Source organism: Sorangium sp. So ce426, from assembly GCF_051475585.1.
Classification (GTDB): domain Bacteria; phylum Myxococcota_A; class Polyangia; order Polyangiales; family Polyangiaceae; genus Sorangium; species Sorangium cellulosum_B.
The window spans coordinates 4,998,632-5,017,422 of sequence record NZ_CP150341.1 but is presented as its reverse complement, the minus strand read 5'-3'; the positions used below and the strand labels follow the sequence as shown (position 1 = coordinate 5,017,422).

Annotated in this window: 14 protein-coding genes; 9 read left to right on the top strand and 5 right to left on the bottom strand. The window is 70.5% G+C overall.

The window, feature by feature from the left end:
* Nucleotides 1-23: 23 nt before the first annotated feature.
* Both WMF44_RS18585 and WMF44_RS18580 read right to left on the bottom strand, forming a co-directional pair.
* On the bottom strand, nt 24-1,013 hold the full coding sequence (locus WMF44_RS18585) for a helix-turn-helix transcriptional regulator (protein ID WP_437300456.1): 990 nt from the start codon (nt 1,011-1,013) through the stop codon (nt 24-26).
* Nucleotides 1,014-1,128: 115 nt separating this feature from the next.
* The gene (locus WMF44_RS18580; protein WP_437300455.1) at nt 1,129-2,046 is read right to left on the bottom strand and encodes an SMP-30/gluconolactonase/LRE family protein; all 918 of its coding nucleotides are present in this window, start codon (nt 2,044-2,046) and stop codon (nt 1,129-1,131) included.
* A gap of 643 nt (nt 2,047-2,689) precedes the next feature.
* Between WMF44_RS18580 and WMF44_RS18575 the strand changes: the two genes are divergently transcribed.
* The 8 genes from WMF44_RS18575 (at nt 2,690) to WMF44_RS18540 (ending at nt 13,439) form a co-directional block, all read left to right on the top strand.
* The gene (locus WMF44_RS18575; RefSeq protein WP_437300454.1) at nt 2,690-3,664 is read left to right on the top strand and encodes a PAS domain-containing protein; all 975 of its coding nucleotides are present in this window, start codon (nt 2,690-2,692) and stop codon (nt 3,662-3,664) included.
* Nucleotides 3,665-3,964: 300 nt separating this feature from the next.
* The gene (locus WMF44_RS18570; protein WP_437300453.1) at nt 3,965-4,567 is read left to right on the top strand and encodes a cysteine hydrolase family protein; all 603 of its coding nucleotides are present in this window, start codon (nt 3,965-3,967) and stop codon (nt 4,565-4,567) included.
* Between the two features lie 3 nt (nt 4,568-4,570).
* The gene (locus tag WMF44_RS18565) at nt 4,571-5,416 is read left to right on the top strand and encodes an ABC transporter permease (RefSeq protein ID WP_437300452.1); all 846 of its coding nucleotides are present in this window, start codon (nt 4,571-4,573) and stop codon (nt 5,414-5,416) included.
* Nucleotides 5,413-6,258: an ABC transporter ATP-binding protein gene (locus WMF44_RS18560; RefSeq protein WP_437300451.1), complete on the top strand. Its 846-nt coding sequence runs from the start codon at nt 5,413-5,415 to the stop codon at nt 6,256-6,258. Before WMF44_RS18565 ends, WMF44_RS18560 begins: the two co-directional genes overlap by 4 nt.
* The gene (locus WMF44_RS18555; RefSeq protein ID WP_437300450.1) at nt 6,255-7,295 is read left to right on the top strand and encodes an aliphatic sulfonate ABC transporter substrate-binding protein; all 1,041 of its coding nucleotides are present in this window, start codon (nt 6,255-6,257) and stop codon (nt 7,293-7,295) included. Before WMF44_RS18560 ends, WMF44_RS18555 begins: the two co-directional genes overlap by 4 nt.
* Nucleotides 7,292-7,747, top strand: a complete 456-nt coding sequence (locus WMF44_RS18550; protein WP_437300449.1) for a nucleoside deaminase — start codon at nt 7,292-7,294, stop codon at nt 7,745-7,747. The genes WMF44_RS18555 and WMF44_RS18550 overlap by 4 nt, the downstream gene beginning before the upstream one ends.
* A 476-nt stretch (nt 7,748-8,223) precedes the next feature.
* The gene (locus WMF44_RS18545; RefSeq protein WP_437300448.1) at nt 8,224-9,756 is read left to right on the top strand and encodes a protein kinase domain-containing protein; all 1,533 of its coding nucleotides are present in this window, start codon (nt 8,224-8,226) and stop codon (nt 9,754-9,756) included.
* 11 nt (nt 9,757-9,767) lie between these two features.
* Complete coding sequence (locus WMF44_RS18540; RefSeq protein WP_437300447.1) at nt 9,768-13,439, top strand: serine/threonine-protein kinase; 3,672 nt, start codon at nt 9,768-9,770, stop codon at nt 13,437-13,439.
* Between the two features lie 18 nt (nt 13,440-13,457).
* Here WMF44_RS18540 and WMF44_RS18535 read toward each other — a convergent pair whose 3' ends face one another.
* The 3 genes from WMF44_RS18535 to WMF44_RS18525 are packed head-to-tail and all read right to left on the bottom strand — an operon-like array spanning nt 13,458 to nt 16,708.
* Nucleotides 13,458-14,483, bottom strand: coding sequence for a hypothetical protein (locus WMF44_RS18535; protein WP_437300446.1), 1,026 nt, complete (start codon nt 14,481-14,483; stop codon nt 13,458-13,460).
* A gap of 23 nt (nt 14,484-14,506) precedes the next feature.
* Entirely contained in the window at nt 14,507-15,052 is a 546-nt protein-coding gene (locus WMF44_RS18530; RefSeq protein ID WP_437300445.1) for a hypothetical protein, read from the bottom strand.
* 30 nt (nt 15,053-15,082) lie between these two features.
* Complete coding sequence (locus WMF44_RS18525) at nt 15,083-16,708, bottom strand: FG-GAP repeat domain-containing protein (RefSeq protein ID WP_437300444.1); 1,626 nt, start codon at nt 16,706-16,708, stop codon at nt 15,083-15,085.
* An 816-nt stretch (nt 16,709-17,524) separates the two neighbouring features.
* Here WMF44_RS18525 and WMF44_RS18520 point away from each other — a divergent pair.
* Nucleotides 17,525-18,745, top strand: coding sequence for a hypothetical protein (locus WMF44_RS18520; protein WP_437300443.1), 1,221 nt, complete (start codon nt 17,525-17,527; stop codon nt 18,743-18,745).
* The last annotated feature ends 46 nt before the right edge of the window (nt 18,746-18,791 follow it).

The following is an 18,791-nucleotide window of genomic DNA, read 5'->3' as shown; positions in this document are numbered from 1 at the left end:
CCGCGCCCCGGCGCGCCGATCCCTCACCTCGCGTCGAGCTCGGGCTCCTCGCTCCAGCAGTCGTTCGCGCTCGCCCGGTGCCGCGCGCGGTACTCCGAGGGGCTGACGCCCTCGGAGCGCCGGAACTGCTCGGCGAAGCGCGACGCCGAGTCGTAGCCGCAGGCCGTCGCGACCTCCAGCACGCCGTGGCGCCCCGAGCGCAGGAGCCCCTTGGCGAGATCGAGGCGCTCCTTCCACAGGAGGGCCCTGAACGAGACCCCCTTCGCGCCGAGCCGGCGGCGCAGCGTCGCGTCGCTCACCCCGAGCGCGCGCGCGACCTCCGGGGCCGCCCACGGGCGCGCCGGATCGCGGCGCACGAGCGCCCGCACCGCGAGCGTCGGATCGAGCGCCAGCGTCGAGGAGGCGGCGCGCGCCTCGTCGAGCTGCTCCCGGTGCTGCAGGAGCAGGGTCAGGATGAGATCCTCCAGCCGGTGCTCGATGAGCAGCGCGTGCGCGCCGGGCAGGAGGAGCGTGTTCACGAGGTGGATCAGCGCCTGGATCGACGGCATCGCGGAGCGCAGGAGGTGCGGCCGGTCCGCCTCGAAGCCGCCGAGCCCCCGCTGGACACAGAGCGTGGGATACCGGCGCTGGAGCCGCTCGTCGACCTCGCTCAAGAGCTCGATCGTGAAGGAGCGGTAGGCGCCGCGCTCGGGATCGGGCTCGTTCACGAGCTCGAGGGGGATGCCCTGCGGCACGAGCAGGATCTGCCCCTCCCGGGCGACGAGGCGCGTGTTGCCGTCCGGGCCGTCGAGGAAGATCCGCTTCGCGCCGTCGAGGATGAGCACGACGAGCGGCCGGGAGAGCCGCTGTATCGTGATCCGATCGCGCGTGCGGGTGAAGACGCCGACCCACCGGGCCAGGCCGGCGCCGCTCGCCGAGGACGTGCGCTCCAGGCGGGAGATGGCCTCTCTGAGCGCGCCCCAGGCCTGGGCTTGATCGGTGGGCTCGAGCAGTCGGGTGAGCTGGGTCTTCATCGTCGCTCCTGATGGAAAAGGGCGCTTCTCTCGCCGCGCGGACGCAGCGCGGGGCCGGCCGGGGCGGCGCAGCGTAACCGCGCCGCCCCTGGGCCCAAAGCGCTGTTCCGCGGGCTCACTCCACGTCGAGCAGGACGATCTCGCCGTCGTTGAAGAGCGGGACGAGCAGGCGATTTCTCGCGCGGTCCCAGCCGAGATCGGCGGGGCTCGGGAGATCCGCCGCGAGCGTGGAGACGCGCGGCGCCGCGTCCCCGGCGGGGTCGATCTCGAAGACGGCGCCCGCGTCCCAGCTCGACACGAGGAGCCGGCCGTCGTCGAGGCGCACGAGGCCGTCCAGCGTGCCAGCGGGCAGGGAGATCTCGCGCCGGAGCTGCGCCGAGGCATCGAGCGCGTCGACCCGCGCCGCGCCGAGGTAAGCCACCCAGATCTCGCCCTCCGCGCACGCCACGCCGTTCGGGTGCGGCAGCGCGGGATCCGCGATCAGCCGGGAGACCTCCCCGCCCGGATCGACCGCGACGAGCGCGTCGGTGCCGATCGAGGTGAGCCCGCCCTCCCCGATGGCCACGCCGGTGTCCGAGACAACGATCGACCCGTCGGGCATGGCCGCGACGTCGTTGAGCAGACCGGCGCCGGCGACCTCGATGTCCTCGATGAGCGCGCCGTCGCTCGCGTCGAAGACGCGGATCGCGTCGATATCGGCCACATAGAGCCTGCCGCCCGCGATGGCCATGCCCTTCGGGGCGCTCAGCGTCACGCCCTCCGACGCGCCGTCGATCCATGTCAGGTCGAGGATCTCGCCGTCCGGCGAGACGCGCGAGATGAACGCGCGGCCGTCCTTCTCGACGGGTGAGCCGACGATGTTCGAGACGAGGTAAACGTCGCGCTCCTCGTCGTGGAGCACCGACTCGGGCGTGCTGAAGCCGCCGACGCGGCGGAGCTCCGGCGCGGCCGGGGCCTCGCTCTCGGCGCACGCCGGGAGGACGGCGGCGAGGCAGGCGAGGACCGAGGCGAGGCGTTTCGGTTGCGTTGTCATGGTGCGCTCTCTCGTGTGAACGGGCCGGCGACGCGCCGGCTGGTGCGCCTACCCTGCGCCCGCTCGCCGCGCGGCGCGCGCCCGCGGCGCTCATTGGTACGCCCGAAACGCTCACGCACCGCGCCTTGCGACGATGCCGGCCAAGACACAAGGCCTCGCGCGGGCGCCGGGGCCACACCCGGCCATGGCGCGCCTCGACCAGGGAAGAGCCGAACGTTCAAGGCGCCTCCGTCGTTCCACCCGACAGAGAATCGACGGGAATCGACGGGGATCGACAGGGAATCGACAACCGCGAGACAACGAATCTCACGTCCACGCCGCTTCATCGGCCACGCGCAACGCACAACCATCGTCCGCGTTGTACGAGGTAGATTCCCGCCCTCCGCAGATCCTGTCCTGACAAATGAGCACAGGTCCAGCTTGAACGGCGCGTACCGCCGTGTGAACGGCGGGTAAACGCCGCGTAACGCCACGCGCTCGCCCTCCGCACGGGCGAGGAACGTCTTGGTCGACATCCACCGGACCTGCCGGCCCACACCGAGGGCACGCGGTGAGTCGACAACGGACATCGAGCGCTTGACAAGTGTTGCGCCCCCGACAATCATGCGGTCACCGTGGCCCGGCTGGCACGTGGTACCCTGTAATGCAGTGTCTTTCAGACCCAGATAGCGAGACGTCGCTGCACGAGCAGATCGCGGCGCTCCGCAGGCGCGTCGCGGACCTGGAGCAGGCCCTGGCCGAGGCGCAGCGGCCGAGCTCGACCGTACGCGACGCGCGGCCCGCCGCGCGGGAGCACGAGCTCCTGGCCAGCTTCTTCGCGGCGGAGGCCTCGGGGTACGCCGCGCTGCTCGACGCGATCCCGGCGATGGTGTTCTTCAAGGCTCGGGACCACCGGTACCTCGCCGTCAACAAGGCCTATGCGGAGCACTATCGCCTCTCGAGCGACAGGATCGTCGGGAAGCGCGACGAGGAGATCTTCGTCGACGAGGTCGCGCGCAGCTACCGCGAGAACGACGAGATCATCATGTCCGAGGGGATCCCGCGGATCAACGTGGAGCTCCGGTGGAAGCTCGAGGACGGGAGCGACGGCTGGACGCTGGAGAACAACGTCCCGTTCCGCGACGCGAGCGGGCGCGTGATCGGGATGGTCGGGGTCGTCGTCGACATGACCGCACGAAAGAGGACGGAAGAGGCGCTGCGGAGCACCGAGGCCGATCTCCTCGGCATCCAGTCGCGCCTCCTCGAGACGATAGCCGCGCTCTCGACGCCGGTCCTGCCCATCGACCACGGGGTCATCGTCGTGCCGCTCATCGGCCATCTCGACACGATGCGGGGCGCCCAGCTCATGGCGGCGCTCCTGCAAGGCGTGGAGCGCCACGACGCCGAGCTCGTGATCGTCGATCTCACCGGCGTCCCGATGATCGACAGCGCCGTCGCGCTCCACCTCCTGCGCGCGGTGCAGGCCGTGGGCCTGCTCGGCGCCGAGAGCGTCCTCGTGGGGATGTCGGCCAGCACCGCCGCGGCGCTCGCGAGCCTCGGCGAGACGCTGGAGGGGATCGTCCTCCTGAGAGATCTCCGGGCCGGCGTGCGTTACGCGATGGCGCGGCGAAGGAGATGACCGGCGTGCGGCAGATGGCGCCACTGTAGACGTCAGGAGACGTCAGCGACGCCGAGCGGCGCCGAGAGACCTCTCCCTCCCTCGCACCTTGTTCCACGCAGCAGGCGACCTCACGCCCTCTCGAAGTGCTCCCGCACCGAGGTCTCGCTTGACCCTCCGGCGAAGCGCCGGCTAAATTCCGTTCAGCCTTTTAGCGCTGCATTCCCGGCTGATGTAGAGACGGTCGGTTCACCACTTCACCACACCTCAGCGAGCTCGACGCGCCCGGTGTCCCCTGCGCGTCGAACGTCCAGGCCAGCGATGACGCCGCGTATCCGCCCGTTGCCCCTCGACCAGATCCGCCCCGCCACCACCGCCCTCCTCGTCATCGACATGCAGCGGGACTTCGTCGAGGAGGGCGCGCCCTGCGAGGCGCGCGGGGCGCTCGATATCGTACAGCGCGTCAACGCGCTCGCCGCGTGGGCGAGAGGGCACGGCCTGCCGGTCGTCTTCACCCAGGAGATGCACAGGGCCGATCGGTGCGACTTCGGCATCGAGCTGGAGTTCGAGCCGCCGCACTGCCTCGAGGGATCCCGCGGCGCCGAGATGGTCGATGGGCTGCGGATCGAGCCGCAGGATCATCGGATCTTCACCAAGCGGCGCTACGACTGTTTTCTGGGCACCGACCTCGACCTGCTGCTCCGGTGCAAGCGGGTGGAGAACCTCATCTGCTGCGGCGTGTGCACCAACATCTGCGTGCTCAGCACCGTGCTCACCGCGAGGAACCTGGATTACCGCGTGCTGCTCCCGGTCGACGCCGTGGCCGGGACCTCACGGGAGCTCCACGACGCCGCGATCCTCTGCATGAGCAACGCGTTCGCCTACGTCACCGAGAGCGCCGCGGTGATGCAGCTCTTCGGCTGACGGATGCCCGGCGACCGAGCGCCGCGGGCCCCGTCGCGACAGTGCGAGCGACCACCGCCGCGCTGGCTCGCGCTCGGCCGCCCCGTTTCCGCCCGGGTCCGTCTCGCGCTCGGCGCGGCGAGCTTCCTCGCCACCCTAGCGGCGTACGCCTGGCTCACGGGCCGCGACGGGGTGAACAACGCCCTCGCCCCCACGCTCGCGAGCATCGGGCGGGCGACGGCCGAGGCGCTCGGCTCGGCGGAGCTCTGGCTCGACGTCCGCTATAGCTTCCTCCGGGTCACGGCCGGGTTCGTGGCCGCCGCGCTCCTCGCGGTGCCGCTCGGCGTGCTCGCCGGCGCGTTCCGATCGATCGCCGCGCTGATCGAGCCGCCGACCGAGTTCCTCCGCTATGTCCCCGTGCCGGCGCTGATCCCGCTCGTCATGATCGCGGCGGGCATCGGCGAGGGCGCGAAGGTCCTCCTCGTCTTCCTGGGGACCTTCTTCCAGCTGTTGCTCATGACCGCGGACGAGGTGCGGCGGGTCCCGGCGCCGCTGCTCCAGGTCAGCCAGAGCCTCGGGGCCACCCGGCGGGAGATCGTCTGGCGCGTGCTGGCCCCGGCCGCCCTCCCCGGCATCTGGAGCGCGCTGCGCATGTGCAACGGGTGGGCGTGGAGCTACGTCGTCGTCGCGGAGCTCGTGGCCGCCACCGAGGGCCTCGGCTTCCGCGTCCTCAGGTTCTATCGCTTCATCCAGACGCCCAGCATCTACGCGTACCTGGCGGTGCTGGGCGCGATCGGCCTGGGGCTCGACTGGGCGTTCGGCGCAGCGCACCGCCGGCTCTTCCGCTGGGCCAGGGGGCGCGGCGCGTGACGCTCTCCGTGCGCGGCGTCAGCAAGGCGTTCGCCGGCCGCCGCGGCGAGACGAGCGCCCTCTGCCCGCTCGACCTCGACGTCGGCGAGGGCGAGTTCGTGAGCCTCGTGGGCCCCTCCGGGTGCGGGAAATCGACGCTGCTGCACATCGTCGCGGGGCTCGAGCCGGCGACCACCGGGACCGTCACGCTCGGCGGCGAACGCGTCCTCGGCCCCGGCGCCGAGCTCGGCGTCGTGTTCCAGCAACAGACGCTCTTCCCGTGGCTCAGCGTGCGGGAGAACGTCCGCTTCCCGCTGACGCTGGCCCGCCACCGCGGCCGGGCGCGGCAGGCCGGCGCCGAGCGAGAGGCGGACCGCGTCGAGCGCCTGCTGCGCCTCGTCGATCTGTGGGACTTCCGCGACAGCGCGCCCGCGGAGCTGAGCGGCGGCATGCAGCAGCGCGCCGCGCTGGCGCGGGCGCTCGCCGCGCGGCCGGAGGTGCTGCTGATGGATGAGCCGTTCGGCGCCCTCGACGCCCAGACACGTGAGGAGATGCAGGGGCTCCTGCTCCATGTGATCCGACATCACCGGATCACGACGCTCTTCGTCACCCACGACGTGGACGAGGCCCTGATCCTGTCCGATCGCGTGGTGGTCTTCTCCGAGCGCCCCGGCCGCGTCGTGGCCACGTTCGACGTGCCGGTACCCCGGGCGGATCGCTCGCCCGACCTCGATCTCGATGAGGCGTTGCTGCGCCTCAAACGGGATATTCTCTCGCTCCTGCGGGGGAAGGCCCGCCCCGAGGAGCAGCGCCGCCGCTTGCTCCTCGGGCTCACGCATACGCCGAGGGGAGAGGATCCATGAACCGAAGGACCGTCGTGCTAGAGCTCGGGGCAGCGCTCGCCTGCCTCCTCCTGTCGCCAGGCTGCTCGAAGAAGGACGAGCCAGCGCGCGAGGCGCTCGCCGCCGCCGCGCCGGGCGAGAAGCCCGGGGCCGCGGCGAACGCGCCGGTGAAGCTGACCGTGGGACACGACCTGTGGATCGGCTATGCGGGCGTGTTCATCGCGAACGAGCTCGGGCTGTTCAAGCAGGCTGGCCTCGACGTCGAGCTCAAGCCGTTCTCGAACCCCGGGGACACGCTGCCGGCGCTGGCCGCGGGGAAGCTCGATATCGGCCTGACGACCCTGCAGAACCTGGCCGTGCTGAGCGGCAACGGCGACACGGACGTCGTGGCCATCGCGCTCATCGACAGCTCGAACGGCGCGGACGCGGTGGTGGCGAAGGAGGGGGTCGCGTCCATGGCCGATCTCAAGGGCAAGACGGTCGCGCTCACCCTCGGCGAGGTCAATCACATGCTGTTCCTCGCCGGCCTGAAGAAGTCCGGGCTCTCCGCGGACGACGTGAAGGTCACGAGCATGAGCGCAGACGACGCCGGGGCCGCGTTCGTGGCGGGGAAGGTCGACGCCGCGGTCACCTGGGAGCCGTGGATCACCAAGGCGACCAAGGGCGGCGGTCGCGTGATCTTCTCGAGCGCCAGCGTCCCCGACACCATCATGGACGCGGTGGCCGTGCGGAGGTCGCGGCTCGCCGAGTCCGGTGACGCCTGCTCGAGGTTCATCGGCGCCATCGATCAGGGGGTGCGCGTCCTGCGCGGCGAGCCCGACAAGGCGATTCCCATCGTCGGCAAGTACTTGAACGCTCCGCCCGAGGACGTGAAGGGCATGCTGGCCGGCGACAAGATCTACGACCTGGCCGACAACAAGCAGCTCTTCGGCACGGCGGAGAAGGCCGGCCCCGTGTACGCCTCGATGAAGGCGGTTGTCGACTTCGCTGTCGAGTCCAAGCTCGTCAAGAAGGCGCCGGCGCCGGAGTCGCTGCTCGACCCGAGGCTCGTCCGATGAGCCGCGACGAGGCGCTCATGGCGCGCGCGCTGGAGCTCGCGCGCGGCGCGCAGCGCGCGGGTGAGCCGCCGTTCGGCGCCCTGGTGGCCGCCCCCGACGGCACGGTCGTGGCGGAGGCGACCGACGAGGTGAACGGCCAGCGCGACTTCACGTACCACGCCGAGGTCGGCGCCGTGCGCCGCGCCTGCGCGGCCGCCGGGCCGGACTTGCAGGGATACACGCTGTACACGACCGTGGAGCCCTGCCCGATGTGCTTCACCGCGGCCTGGCTCGCCCGGGTGAGCCGCGTCGTCTTCGGCTGCACGATGCAGGAGGTCACGGCGGCGACCGGGGGCGCACAGCGCGAGCTGGCCGTCCCGGCGAAGTGGATGAACGAGAGCTCTGGCGCGCCGCTCGATCTCGTCGGCGGCGTCCTCGACGCGCAGTGCCTCGCGCTGTTCGGCCCGGCGTGACGCGCTCGCCGGCGCTCCGCTGGGAGCGCTGGTTCGGTGTGTCATCATCGCGCCAGGATTTCTGCGACACCGAGGATGGGCCGGGTGAAAGCTCAGCAGCCTCAGTTGTTTCCGTCTGACTTCCCGTCGAGCGGGGCTTGGCCGTGGCCCAACGCGGGCCCAGCGAATGGGCGTTTGCGAGACTGCGCCTGCGATGGACCGCGGCGCGGTGGGGGTCCGCGGGGGACGACGACCGCCCGGGACGTCACCGGGTTCCCGCATGGGCTGCCCGATCCCGAGCGCCAGGGGACGTCTGGAGGAGCTCACCCGCGAACGTGTCTACAATGGACGATTTCAATGTGAATGCATTGCTCCGTGAGGTACGCCGCGAGCTCGGCGCGGGCCGCGCCCCTTGACAGCTCTCGGGTTTAACCGTCCAATGGGCTCGCTTCTGCGCTTTTATTGAGGCACGGCGTGCGGACGTCGCTGAGGTGCAGATGGAAATACGTCACGATATAGAGAACCTCGAGCCGGGCACAGTGCTCGAGGGGCGGTACGAGCTGCTCGAAGAGCTCGGAAAGGGCGGCTTCGGCATCGTCTACCGCGCCCGCCAGCTCGCGACCACGCAGACGGTCGCCATCAAGGTGCTGGACGTCCAGACCTGGGACGCGCATCCCGCTGAAAAGCGCCTTGCCCGCTTCCGTCGCGAGATGCAGCTCTGCGGCCAGCTCCATCACCCGAACATCGTGCGCCTCATCGATTTCGGGCAGACCGTGTCCGGGTTCCCCTACGCGGTCTTCGACTTCGCTCCTGGCAAGAATCTCAGCGAGGTGCTGGCCGAAGAGGGGGCGCTCGCCCCGCGGGAGACGCGGCACCTGATGCTCCAGGTCCTCGACGCGCTCGCGTGCGCCCACGCTCAAGGCGTCGTCCACCGTGACCTCAAGCCGAGCAACATCATGGTGATCCCGACAGGCGCGCGGCGAAACGCGCTGGTGCTGGACTTCGGGATCGGCGCGTTCATCGACGGTACCTACGCCAGGATCACCGCGACCAACGAGGTGCTCGGGACGCCGAGCTACGCCGCGCCCGAGCAGCTCCGAGCCTTTCCGCCGACGCCTCGGTCGGATCTCTTCGCGTGGGGGCTGGTGTTCATCGAGTGTCTCACAGGCCGTCAGGTGCTGTCGGGTGATTCGTTGCTGGCGGCGATCGCCCAGCAGCTGGGCCCCGAGCCGATCCCGATCCCCGCGCCGATCCGAGCAGAACCGATAGGCGCGATCCTCAGGCGCGTACTTGAAAAAGACGTGCACGCGCGCGACGTCGCGGCGTCGGCGCTGTTCCGGGAGATAGAGGAGTGCGTCCTCGAGCCCAGCGCGCCGTGGCGGAGCCGGGTCGAGCCCATCCGCATAGGGGCGGACCAGCCCACGGTTTCCATGGCGGGGTTGTCCCAGGACTGCCTGCCTTCCACCACGGCCCTGTGCTACGCGCTCTCGGCGAAGAGCGCAACGCGCGATCTCGGCGAGCTCGATGCGCTCCTGCGCCGGGGGCTGCAGCGCTGCGCAGAGCTCTCGAGCGTCCACGGCGGACACCTCTCCGCCGTGATCGGCGACATGGCGCTGTTCCTCTTCGGCCATCCGGCGAGCGCGGCGCGCGCCGCGCTCGCCGTCGCCACTGCGGCGTCGAGACAGGGAGACGAGCCGCTCGCCGCGCTCACGGCCCGTATGGGCATCGAATCAGGGCCGGTCACGATGGACCCGCTGGCCGCCGAGCGGAGCGGCACGAGGCCGGTCACCGGGACGACGCCCTGGCTCGCAGCGCGCCTGGCCACTGCAGCGCTCTCCGGTCACATCGCCGTCGGGCCGAGCGCGCAGAAGCTCCTCCGGGATACCTTCACGCTGAAGGCGGCGGGGCTCCTTCAGCTCCAGGGCCTCACCGATACCGTGGAGGCTTTCGAGCTCGACGCCCCTGACAGCACGGCAGGACCACAGGAGCAATCCTCGGCGGCGAGAATGGCAGACAGCGCGCTTCTGTGAAAGGACCGGATATGGAGAACGCTGGTGCTGCTCGGCCATCGGAGGACGCTGGCGATCGACTCGGCCCCTACCGCCTGCTGCGGCGGCTGGGCGCAGGCGGCATGGGTGTGGTCTACGAGGCGGTCGACGCGGCGAGAGGCCGCCGTTTCGCCCTCAAGACGCTCCGGCGGCTGGACCCAAAGACCCTCTACCGCTTCAAGAACGAGTTCCGCAGGGCCGCCGATCTGTCCCATCCAAACCTCATTCAGCTGTACGAGCTCACCGCCGAGAAGGACAGATGGTTCTTCACGATGGAGCTCATCGACGGATCCGACTTCCGGACCTACTTCGAGCAGATCAGAGCCAGCCGCTCGGCGGACGGCGCTCCGCTCTGGAACAGCGACGGGATTTACGCGATCTTGCGGCAGCTCGCCGGGGGCATCGCAGCCCTGCACGCGTCCGGCTTGCTCCACCTCGATCTCAAGCCCGAGAACGTGCTCATCGAGCGCGGCGGGCGCGTCGTGATCCTCGACTTCGGGCTCTCCCTTCCTTCGTCGCCGTCGCCTGACGCCGCCCCGGGGGAGGGACGCGAGCTCGCCGCTACGCCGCTCTACCTCTCGCCCGAGCAAGTCGGCGGCCGGGAGCCGAGCCGGGCCAGCGATTGGTACGCGGTGGGGCTGATGCTGTTCGAGGCCCTGACCGGGGAGCTCCCCTTCCCCGGCTCCATGTGGGAGAGCCTCCTCGCGCGGACGCAGCTCGCCGCGCCGCTCCCCTCGTCGCGCCGCGCCGACGTTCCGGCCGATCTCGACGAGCTCTGCGTTCGGCTCCTCGCCACCGCCCCGGGCGATCGTCCCTCCGGCGCCGAGGTGCTCGAGCGGCTCGGCGTCGCGCCGCCGCGCGAGGCGCCGAGGCAGCCGCTGATCGGCCGGAAGCAAGAGCTCGAGGTCGTACAGGAGATTTACCGGCGCAGCGGGGCGAACGCGCCCGCCTACGTCCATCTGAAAGGCCCCTCGGGGATCGGGAAATCGGCTCTCGCGCGGCGCTTTCTCGAGTTGCTGCGCGATCTCGATCAGCCGCTGGTCTTCTCGGGGCGGTGTTATGAGTGGGAGTCGGTCCCGTACAAGGGCTTCGATCCCATCGTCGACGCGCTCGCGAAGTACATCGCCGGCCTGCCCGAGATCGTGGAGCGGGCGCTGCTCGCCGGCGACGTGCACCTCGCCGCACGGATCTTCCCGGTGCTGCGCACCTGCCCGTCGCTCCGACAGCTGCCCGCGGCGCCGGCCGACGCGCGTGATCCGCTGGAGCTGCGGCGCCGGGCGTTCATCGGTCTCAAGCAGATCTTCGTCCGGCTGTGTGCGAGGCAGCGCGTCGTCTTGTTCCTCGACGATCTCCAGTGGGCGGACCCGGACGGCGCGGCGCTCCTCGTGGAGCTGCTCTCGCCGAGCGACCCGGCGCCGCTCTTCGTGCTCGCCGCCTACCGCAGCGATGACGCCGCCCAGAGCCCCTTCTTCAGGGAGATCCAGGCGCTCCGCGACGCCCAGATCCCGGTGATCGAGCCCACCGTCGTCGAGCTCGCCCCGCTCCCGCCGGACGAGGCGGTCGAGCTCGCAGGGCAGATACGCGGCGGCGAGCTCTCCGCGGAGGAGGGGCAGCGGATCGCACGGGAGTCGGGCGGCAACCCGTTGTTCGTCGAGGAGCTGGCCCGGGAGGCCGCGACCGCACCTGCGCCCGGCGACGATCGCCGCCTCTCGCTGGAGCGCGTCGTGCAGGCGCGCGTCGCGCAGCTCCCCGACGACGCGCGCAAGGTGCTCCGCGCGGTCGCCGTCGCCGCGCGGCCGCTCACGCAGGAGGCGGTCGCCGCCGCCGCGCGGATTCCGGGCGAAGATCCGCTGAGCGCCCTCGCCCATCTCCGGGCGGCGCGCCTCGTCCGGACGCGCGGGCCGAAGGGCACGGATCTCGTCGAGCCCTACCACGATCGGATCCGAGAGAGCGTCGTGGCCGAGCTGCCGAGCGACGAGCTCCGCGCCCTTCATGGCGCGCTGGCGCAGGCTATCCTCGCGACGCCCGACGCGGAGCCCGAGCTCCTGGCCCACCACTTCCACGGGGCCGGGGACATGGCGCGCGCCGCGGAGTACACGGTGCTGGCCGCGGAGCAGGCCGACGCCGCCCTGGCCTTCGATCGCGCCGCCGAGCTCTACGGCCAGGCGATCGCCTGGGGTCCTCTGGAGCCACAGCAGCTCCGTGTCCTCGGGGTCCGGAGGGGCCGCGCGCTCATCAACGCGGGGCGCTGCGTCGAGGCCGCGCCGGTCCTGCTCGACGCCGCACGGGGCGCGCCGCGGGACGAGCGGCGGGATCTCGTGCGGCAGGCCGTCGAGGCATACCTCGTCGCCGGGCACGTGGACCAGAGCCTCTCGGTGGCCAGGCCGCTCCTCGAGGAGCTCGGCGTCGCCTACCCGGCGTCGGCGGGGCGAGCGACGCTGGTCATCCTGGACAAGCTGATCCGGCTACAGCTCCGAGGAATCGCCTTCGCTTCCAGGGCCGAAGCCTCGATTGCCGCCGAAGCCCTGGCCCGCATCGACCTGTGCTGGGCGCTCGGCAAGGGGCTCACTCCCATCCTGCCCACCCACGGGCTCGCGTTCAGCTTCCACACGCTCTTGCTCGCCCTCGACGCCGGGGAGCCGACGCGGGTCGGCCGCAGCCTGGCGCAGGTCGGCGGCACGATGCGCTTCATGGGGGCCTGGCTCTCGCGGCGTGGAGAGGCCTACCTCACCCGCGCCAGCGAGCTCGCGCGGCAGAGCGGCTCGCCCTACCTCGAAGGCGTCATCTTGATCTGGGGAGCCTTCGAGCACATGTACGTCGGCCGCTGGCGAGCGCTCGAGCAGGCCGATCGCGGCGCCCGGCTCCTGCGCGACCGGTGCAGCGGCGTGCACTGGGAGTGCGCGGTGGGCGACGGCCTCGTGCACGTCGGGCTGGATGCGCGCGGAGAGATCGAGGAGCTCGAGCGGCGCGCGACCGAGGCCCAGCTCGAGGCGAGCGAGCGGGGCGATCTCTACGGGCAGGTGCGCTTCGCGCAGGACGCAGCGTACTGCCGCATCGCGCGGGGCGACACCGACGGAGCGCGAAGGCTCGCGCGGTGGGTGCTCGAGCGCTGGACGCAGGAGGGGTACACAGTCCAGCACTTTTACTCGACGCGGGTGGAGACCTACTGCGACCTCTACGAGGGCCGGCCCGACGCCGCGCGGGCGCGCCTCGAGCGGGACTGGCCGCGCATCCAGCGCGCCCAGATGCTCCGCCTGCCGATGTCGCGCATCGACGCGTGGCTCATGAAGGCGCGCGTCCAGCTCTCGCTCGCGAGGACGAGCGGCGAGGCCCTCCGTTCGTGCGAGGCGATCGCGAGGACCCTCGACGAGGAGCCGATTCGCAAGGACGGCAAGGCGCACGCCGCGCTGATCCGCGCGGCCTCGACCTCTTTCAAGGGGGATCGCCGCCGCGCGCGCGAGCTCCTGGGGTCGGCGATCGAACAGTACACCGCGCTCGACATGGGCCTCTCCGCCGCCTGCGCGAAGCGCCTCCTCGGCCAGCTCACCTCCCGGGCCGACCAGGTGCGTGAGGCCGAAGACTGGATGCGCGCGCGCGGCATCGCCGACCCGGAGCGCTGGACGCGGGTCTTCGCGCCGTTCGACGCCCGCCTGCTCGAGGTGTGACGCGCCCGCGCGGCCCGCTCAGAGCAGGGTGAAGGAGGGGTGAAACCCGAGGTATGCCTTGGCCTCGGGCGGGGCGTCGGGGCGCGGGATCAGCTTGAGGTAAAACTGCCGGTCGACGCGGACGAGCCATCCAGCGCCGGGCAGGTCGACCTTCGTGGCGCCCGACCAGCGCGCGATCGCCTCGCCCTTCTCGGGAGCGCACGCGCCGCTCCGGACGAGCCGCTCGAGCAGGCGAAGGCCTTCGGCCGTGGCCGCGGGGGTAGGTCCCGCATACCGCTCTACGGCGAAGTACGGTCCCACGGTCTCCGCGACGTCGATGTGGACGCCGAACAGCTCTTCGCCCGGGCCAAGGAGCTCGAGGCCGCTGTCGATGAGCCGTTCGGAGCCTGACCAGCCGATGGCCCGGAGCCAGGCCGGGATCTCTGCGAGGCGCAAGGCGACATAAACCCGCACGTCACGAAGGCCGCGCCGCGGCATCGCCGCGATGCTCAGGACACGCCTGTTCGCGGGTAGAAGCGCGGCGCAGCGCTCGAGCATGTCGAGGACCTCTTCATGCGCCGGGCGGCCGAGCGCGAGGCCGAGGACGCTCGCGCAGACCGCCCGCAGCTCAGGGATCGCGAGCGGCAGCACGGGGTCCGGGGACAAATAGCTCGGGTCCACGCAGGGAAACACGATCGGCGCCGCGCTGCGATCGGGCAGGATATCGTATTCGAGCCAGATGAGCGGGACGCTGCGGTGAATCGGCGAGCCCTCCCGGCTCCATTCTTCCGCGAATCGCCCCGCCGCGCCCAGCGTCCCTTCTGCCGCGTGGCCCGGCGGCAGCGACGCGAGCCGCTCGCGGCCACCGTCGCGGGCCGACGCACACACGATGAAATCGACGCGCGGGTCGCCCTGTCCGAGGCGACACTCGAGGAGCCCCCAGTCAAAGGCGGGGGGAAGCTGCTCGGCGAGGTCCCGGATCCGGGCGCGCCATGGCTCGGCGAGCAGCGACGTTGGGAGCCATGGGGCCACGACGTCGAGGAGCCCGCCCATCGGGTGGAGCATCGCGGCCTCGTTCCGCAGGAGGATCAGCTGCTGGTCACGGTGAAGCCCATCGACAAGGTGCCGCTGAGGCCGCCCGTATTGGTCACGACGACATTGTAACTCCCCTGCGTTCCCAGGGCGAACGTGACATCGGCGATGAGGCTCGATGAGGGGCCCGGGGTCACGCTGACCGTCGTGGCATTCACGGTGCGAGACGGGTGCTGGAAGCTGAGATTCGCCCGAGCTTCGAAGCCAGTGCCGGTGACCTTGACCCTGACGGACTTCGGCAGCGCGCCGGGGGGGGTGCTCGCCGGAGTGATCTCCGTCACCGTGATCGATGACGGCGGCCAGGGGATGCAGATGTGTGCCTCCCCGAGCGTCTTCAGGAGATCGAGCAGGCGTTCGAACACCTCGGCGGGGAGATGCTTCGCCAGCGCGCCGAGATCTCTCTGCCGCAGGAGCGCGATGTCCGGGTCGGAGAGCCCGTACTCCTTGAAGACGGACTCCGGATCGCTGCGGATGCGCGTTCTGACCTCGTGGTCTCGGGCAGCTTCGGTGATCAGACGAGAGAGCTTTGTTGTGTCGTGCATGTTCGGCGTGTGCCGCAGGTCCGGGCGGCGTCAAGGGGGGCAGGTTGGGGGCTCGAGGAAGCTAAAAAAGACGTAATTGCCTATGCTAGGGCTGTAGTTCTGGAAGTTGGCGACGGCCATGTCCTGGACAGGGGAGTACTCGTACTCCACCTCGATCCGGTCGCCGGCGTCGAGCGGCTTGCGGAGCGAGATCCAGTTGCCCGCCGGCGTCCAGGTGTACTGCGACCGCCGGAGCTCGGCGCCGTTCCGGAGGACCTTGCGGTACGCCGCGATCCGGCGATCGGGCAGCGTGATCACGGCGCGCTTCGATGTGGACGAGAGCTCGTATCGCCTGGTGCGCAGACACCGCCGCTTGACGTCGGCCGAGGCGAGCCCCTCGAGCACCGAGCTGGTCTCGGTCACGAAATCCGGCGATGCGGCGAACGGCGGGCTCTTCGCCGATCCATCGAATCCCCACAGCGCGCCGCCCTGCTTGTTGGGCCCCCACTGGCCGGCCATGAGATCGAGGTTGCCGTCCCCGGTGAGATCGGCGAGGTAGACCTTCGAGGCATACTGCACCGGAGCCGAGCGCCAGACGGACTCGTTCCCCGACGCGGGCGTGAACATGACGAACCGGCTGTCGCAATCGCTGAACAGGCAGCTGTCGGACACGACCAGCGACAGGGCGGGGTCCTGGCCGAAGCGCCCGACATCCACCGAGTAGGAAAACGGGAACGTGTCCTTCGACTCCCAGCTCGGGCGGACGGCGAGGGGCACCTTTTCGCCGGGCTTCGGCGCGTGCCCATAGAAGACCTGCGCGTGCTCGCCGGAGACCACCAGGTCCATCCAGCCGTCCTGGTTCACGTCGGCGAAGGTGACGTCGCCGGCGATCATCTCCACCTCGGATCGCCACGCCGGCTTGCTCGCGATCGAGCCGCCTTCGTTGAGGTAAATCCGCGCGCGGCCCGGCGTCGGAGGCGGCGTGCCGGGGGTCGGTGGGATGGTCCCGGTGCCCTCGAGCATCACCGCCACCGCGAGGTCGAGATCCCCGTCGGCGTCGATATCGCCGAGCGCGCAGCCAGCGGTCAGGTAGTGATCGGAGGTCCTGTACGACGGCGCCTGCTCGAGCTTGCCTCCGAGGTTCCGGTAGATGCGGACGCCTCCGCCCGAGATGTCGCGATCGCGGCCGAAAGCCACGGCGACAGCGACATCGAGCCAGCCGTCGTTGTCGACATCGCCGACCGCGAGGCCGCCGTGATATTCGTTGACGTCGGCGAGCCAGGTAGGCCAGGAAGCGAATCGGTTGCCGTTGCGGGGATCGTTGGTGAAGACCACCAGCGGCTGCGGGCTCATGTCGTTCCCGTTCGACACGATCATGTCTGGCAGATGGTCGCCGTTGATGTCCGCGAGGGCGAGGCCCGTGGCGAAGTGGCCCATCGTGGCCGTCGTATAAGGGGCCGTGCGGACGTAGACGTCACGGAGGCTGACGCCGCTCGGCGTCGTGTCGGCGGCCGCGGCGCTCGCGCTTGGCTCCGCGGACGGCGCGCCAGCATCGGGAGCGCCGCCGCCCGCGGGCGGGCCGTGGCAAGCCGAAAGACCGATGCTCGCGAGCGCCGCCGCGAATCGCCGCCGCGACGCCGGTACGACCTGCTTGTGGAGGAACTCGAGGCTATGCATGCGGAGCAGATGGGTCGAGCAATGCGACCGGGCGTAGCTGGTCCGAAGAGGGCGAGATGTGCGATGCTTTCATGAAAACTTGTCATCGTCTAGGCGATTGTGATCCCCGTCCGGCCCACGATACGTCCGCCCGGGCCGGTAGCGAGCCTTCGACGGTCGCGTGATCATTGAGGTATCAGCCGCCAATCCGGCGCGGAATGATCGTCATGCGCGCTGAACGGCCGTGCAGATTGGCGCGCACGTGCCGTTACAGCGCCTTGTCCTCCTGCCGCACGGAGACACGTTCAGGCGGCCACCGCGGATCGAGGTCGTCCGGGGGCCTTTCGGCTCCGCGTCCTGGAAACGGCTGATTCGAGCGTTTCAGAACACGGTGGGTCGACGTTCGGCCCAAGCTTGCTCACCCCTCCGGTGCCACCGGCAGCCCGATCGGCCCCGCCAGAAAGAATCGTCGATGGCCGGAGCGGCCCGACCTTCCGGTGGCGGTCGGGGCGCCAGCAAGGTTTGCTTACCTGAGCAAGCCCTGCGTTCTCCACTCGCCCCTTCCACGCAGCCGTTGCGTACCCGAGGTCGAGGCGCCGCTCGCGCGGCCCGAGGGGCGCTGCGGATGTCTGGCATGCGGGGTGCTCATGGCACGTGACGGGACGCGGACCGCGCAGCGGGGCTTGAAGGAAGACGGCCCTTCCCCGCTCCGGGGCGAAGCTGCCCCCGGCGAGACGCTCGGCGCCTTCCCTGGCCGCACGTGGCGGCTCGTCGGGTGAGCTCTGCGCACCGAGCGCGGTCCTCTCTGCGCTGCATTCCGAGAAGGAGACGCTTGCAATGAAACGATTCTTTTATCCGTTGGTCCTCGTGGCGATCCCGGCAGCTCTCTCCGCCTGTGGCGCCGGCCATTCGTCGGAGTCGGACGAGCGCGCCGAGCCAGACGAGCTCACCGGGACGGCCGAGGGCGCCCTCGCGTGCGGCGGGCTCGCCCCGGGGGAGTCTCTCGATCGAAGCCAGTCGATCCGGTCGTGCAACGGCCGGGTGAGGCTCGTGCATCAGACGGACGGCAACGTCGTCGCCTACGACGAGACCGATGCGTCCTGGGCCACGCACACGGCGCCCCGGTCAGACACGACGAGGTTCATCATGCAGACCGACGGGAACCTGGTCCTCTACGCCGGCACCCGCGCGCTCTGGAGCTCCAGGACCGCGGGAAACCCCGGCGCACGTTTCGCCCTCCAGGACGACTGCAACCTCGTCATCTACAACACCGCCGGCAGGCCCATCTGGACGACCTCGACGTCGTGCCGGACCTCCAGCGTCGTCGACCTCTTCGACTACATGACGCCGGGATGCAGCGCGAGCGGCCCCCAGTACACAACGCAGGTGACCGGAGCTCGATGGTACGTCCCGCAGGGCAAGGACGACTCGGGGCGCAGGCAGTTCGTCTACGTGAAGGGCAGGAACGGCGCCGACTACGAGTCCTACACGGCTGACGAGCAGTGGATCCGGCTGTGGAAGGACACCTCGTGGGCGTACTTCGACACCGGCATCCAGACGTACTGCGATGAGCAGTGCGGCGCGCTGAACTGCCCGACCGACTGCAGGCACCAGTGGCGCGGAGACCCTGTTTCGGGCGGCTACGCCTACCAGGCCCCGAAGGACACCACCGACTGGGGAGGTGCGAAGGTGCTGCCGCGCTATTTCGACAAGTCACGCGGCGTCCAGACCTACACGTTCGACATCTACGTCGACGCGCAGAGCGAGACCACCTGCGGCGCCTGCGACTCGTGGCACGAGGGCTGGACGTGGCAGCGGTACACGGTCGAGCACCTGTCCTCCGTCACCGCTCCGAACGGTCAAGTCTACACGGACGTGATCAAGAAGGTCATCATCGACGGCGCCGGGAAAGACGAGGTGTACTACTTCGCCAAGGGGAGCGGCTGGATCGGCTACGAGGTGCAGCACTCGACCTACAAGGACTGGATCAACGGGACCACCACCGGCGTCAGCCTCCCGACCATCTGCCCCGGCGGCGGCCCGGCGAGCAGCTGCTAGCTGCGCTTCACGGCCGCCGAGAGGACCGCTGCGCGACCGGGGCCGC

Bases quoted from the DNA above. Each gene is read 5' to 3' on its own strand.
- WMF44_RS18585 (WP_437300456.1), bottom strand. From the start codon at position 1,013: ATGAAGACCCAGCTCACCCGACTGCTCGAGCCCACCGATCAAGCCCAG.
- WMF44_RS18570 (WP_437300453.1), top strand. From the start codon at position 3,965: ATGACGCCGCGTATCCGCCCGTTGCCCCTCGACCAGATCCGCCCCGCC.
- WMF44_RS18530 (WP_437300445.1), bottom strand. From the start codon at position 15,052: ATGCACGACACAACAAAGCTCTCTCGTCTGATCACCGAAGCTGCCCGA.
- WMF44_RS18520 (WP_437300443.1), top strand. From the start codon at position 17,525: ATGAAACGATTCTTTTATCCGTTGGTCCTCGTGGCGATCCCGGCAGCT.
- WMF44_RS18580 (WP_437300455.1), bottom strand. From the start codon at position 2,046: ATGACAACGCAACCGAAACGCCTCGCCTCGGTCCTCGCCTGCCTCGCC.
- WMF44_RS18535 (WP_437300446.1), bottom strand. From the start codon at position 14,483: ATGCTCCACCCGATGGGCGGGCTCCTCGACGTCGTGGCCCCATGGCTC.
- WMF44_RS18555 (WP_437300450.1), top strand. From the start codon at position 6,255: ATGAACCGAAGGACCGTCGTGCTAGAGCTCGGGGCAGCGCTCGCCTGC.
- WMF44_RS18545 (WP_437300448.1), top strand. From the start codon at position 8,224: ATGGAAATACGTCACGATATAGAGAACCTCGAGCCGGGCACAGTGCTC.
- WMF44_RS18550 (WP_437300449.1), top strand. From the start codon at position 7,292: ATGAGCCGCGACGAGGCGCTCATGGCGCGCGCGCTGGAGCTCGCGCGC.
- WMF44_RS18525 (WP_437300444.1), bottom strand. From the start codon at position 16,708: ATGCATAGCCTCGAGTTCCTCCACAAGCAGGTCGTACCGGCGTCGCGG.
- WMF44_RS18575 (WP_437300454.1), top strand. From the start codon at position 2,690: ATGCAGTGTCTTTCAGACCCAGATAGCGAGACGTCGCTGCACGAGCAG.
- WMF44_RS18565 (WP_437300452.1), top strand. From the start codon at position 4,571: ATGCCCGGCGACCGAGCGCCGCGGGCCCCGTCGCGACAGTGCGAGCGA.
- WMF44_RS18540 (WP_437300447.1), top strand. From the start codon at position 9,768: ATGGAGAACGCTGGTGCTGCTCGGCCATCGGAGGACGCTGGCGATCGA.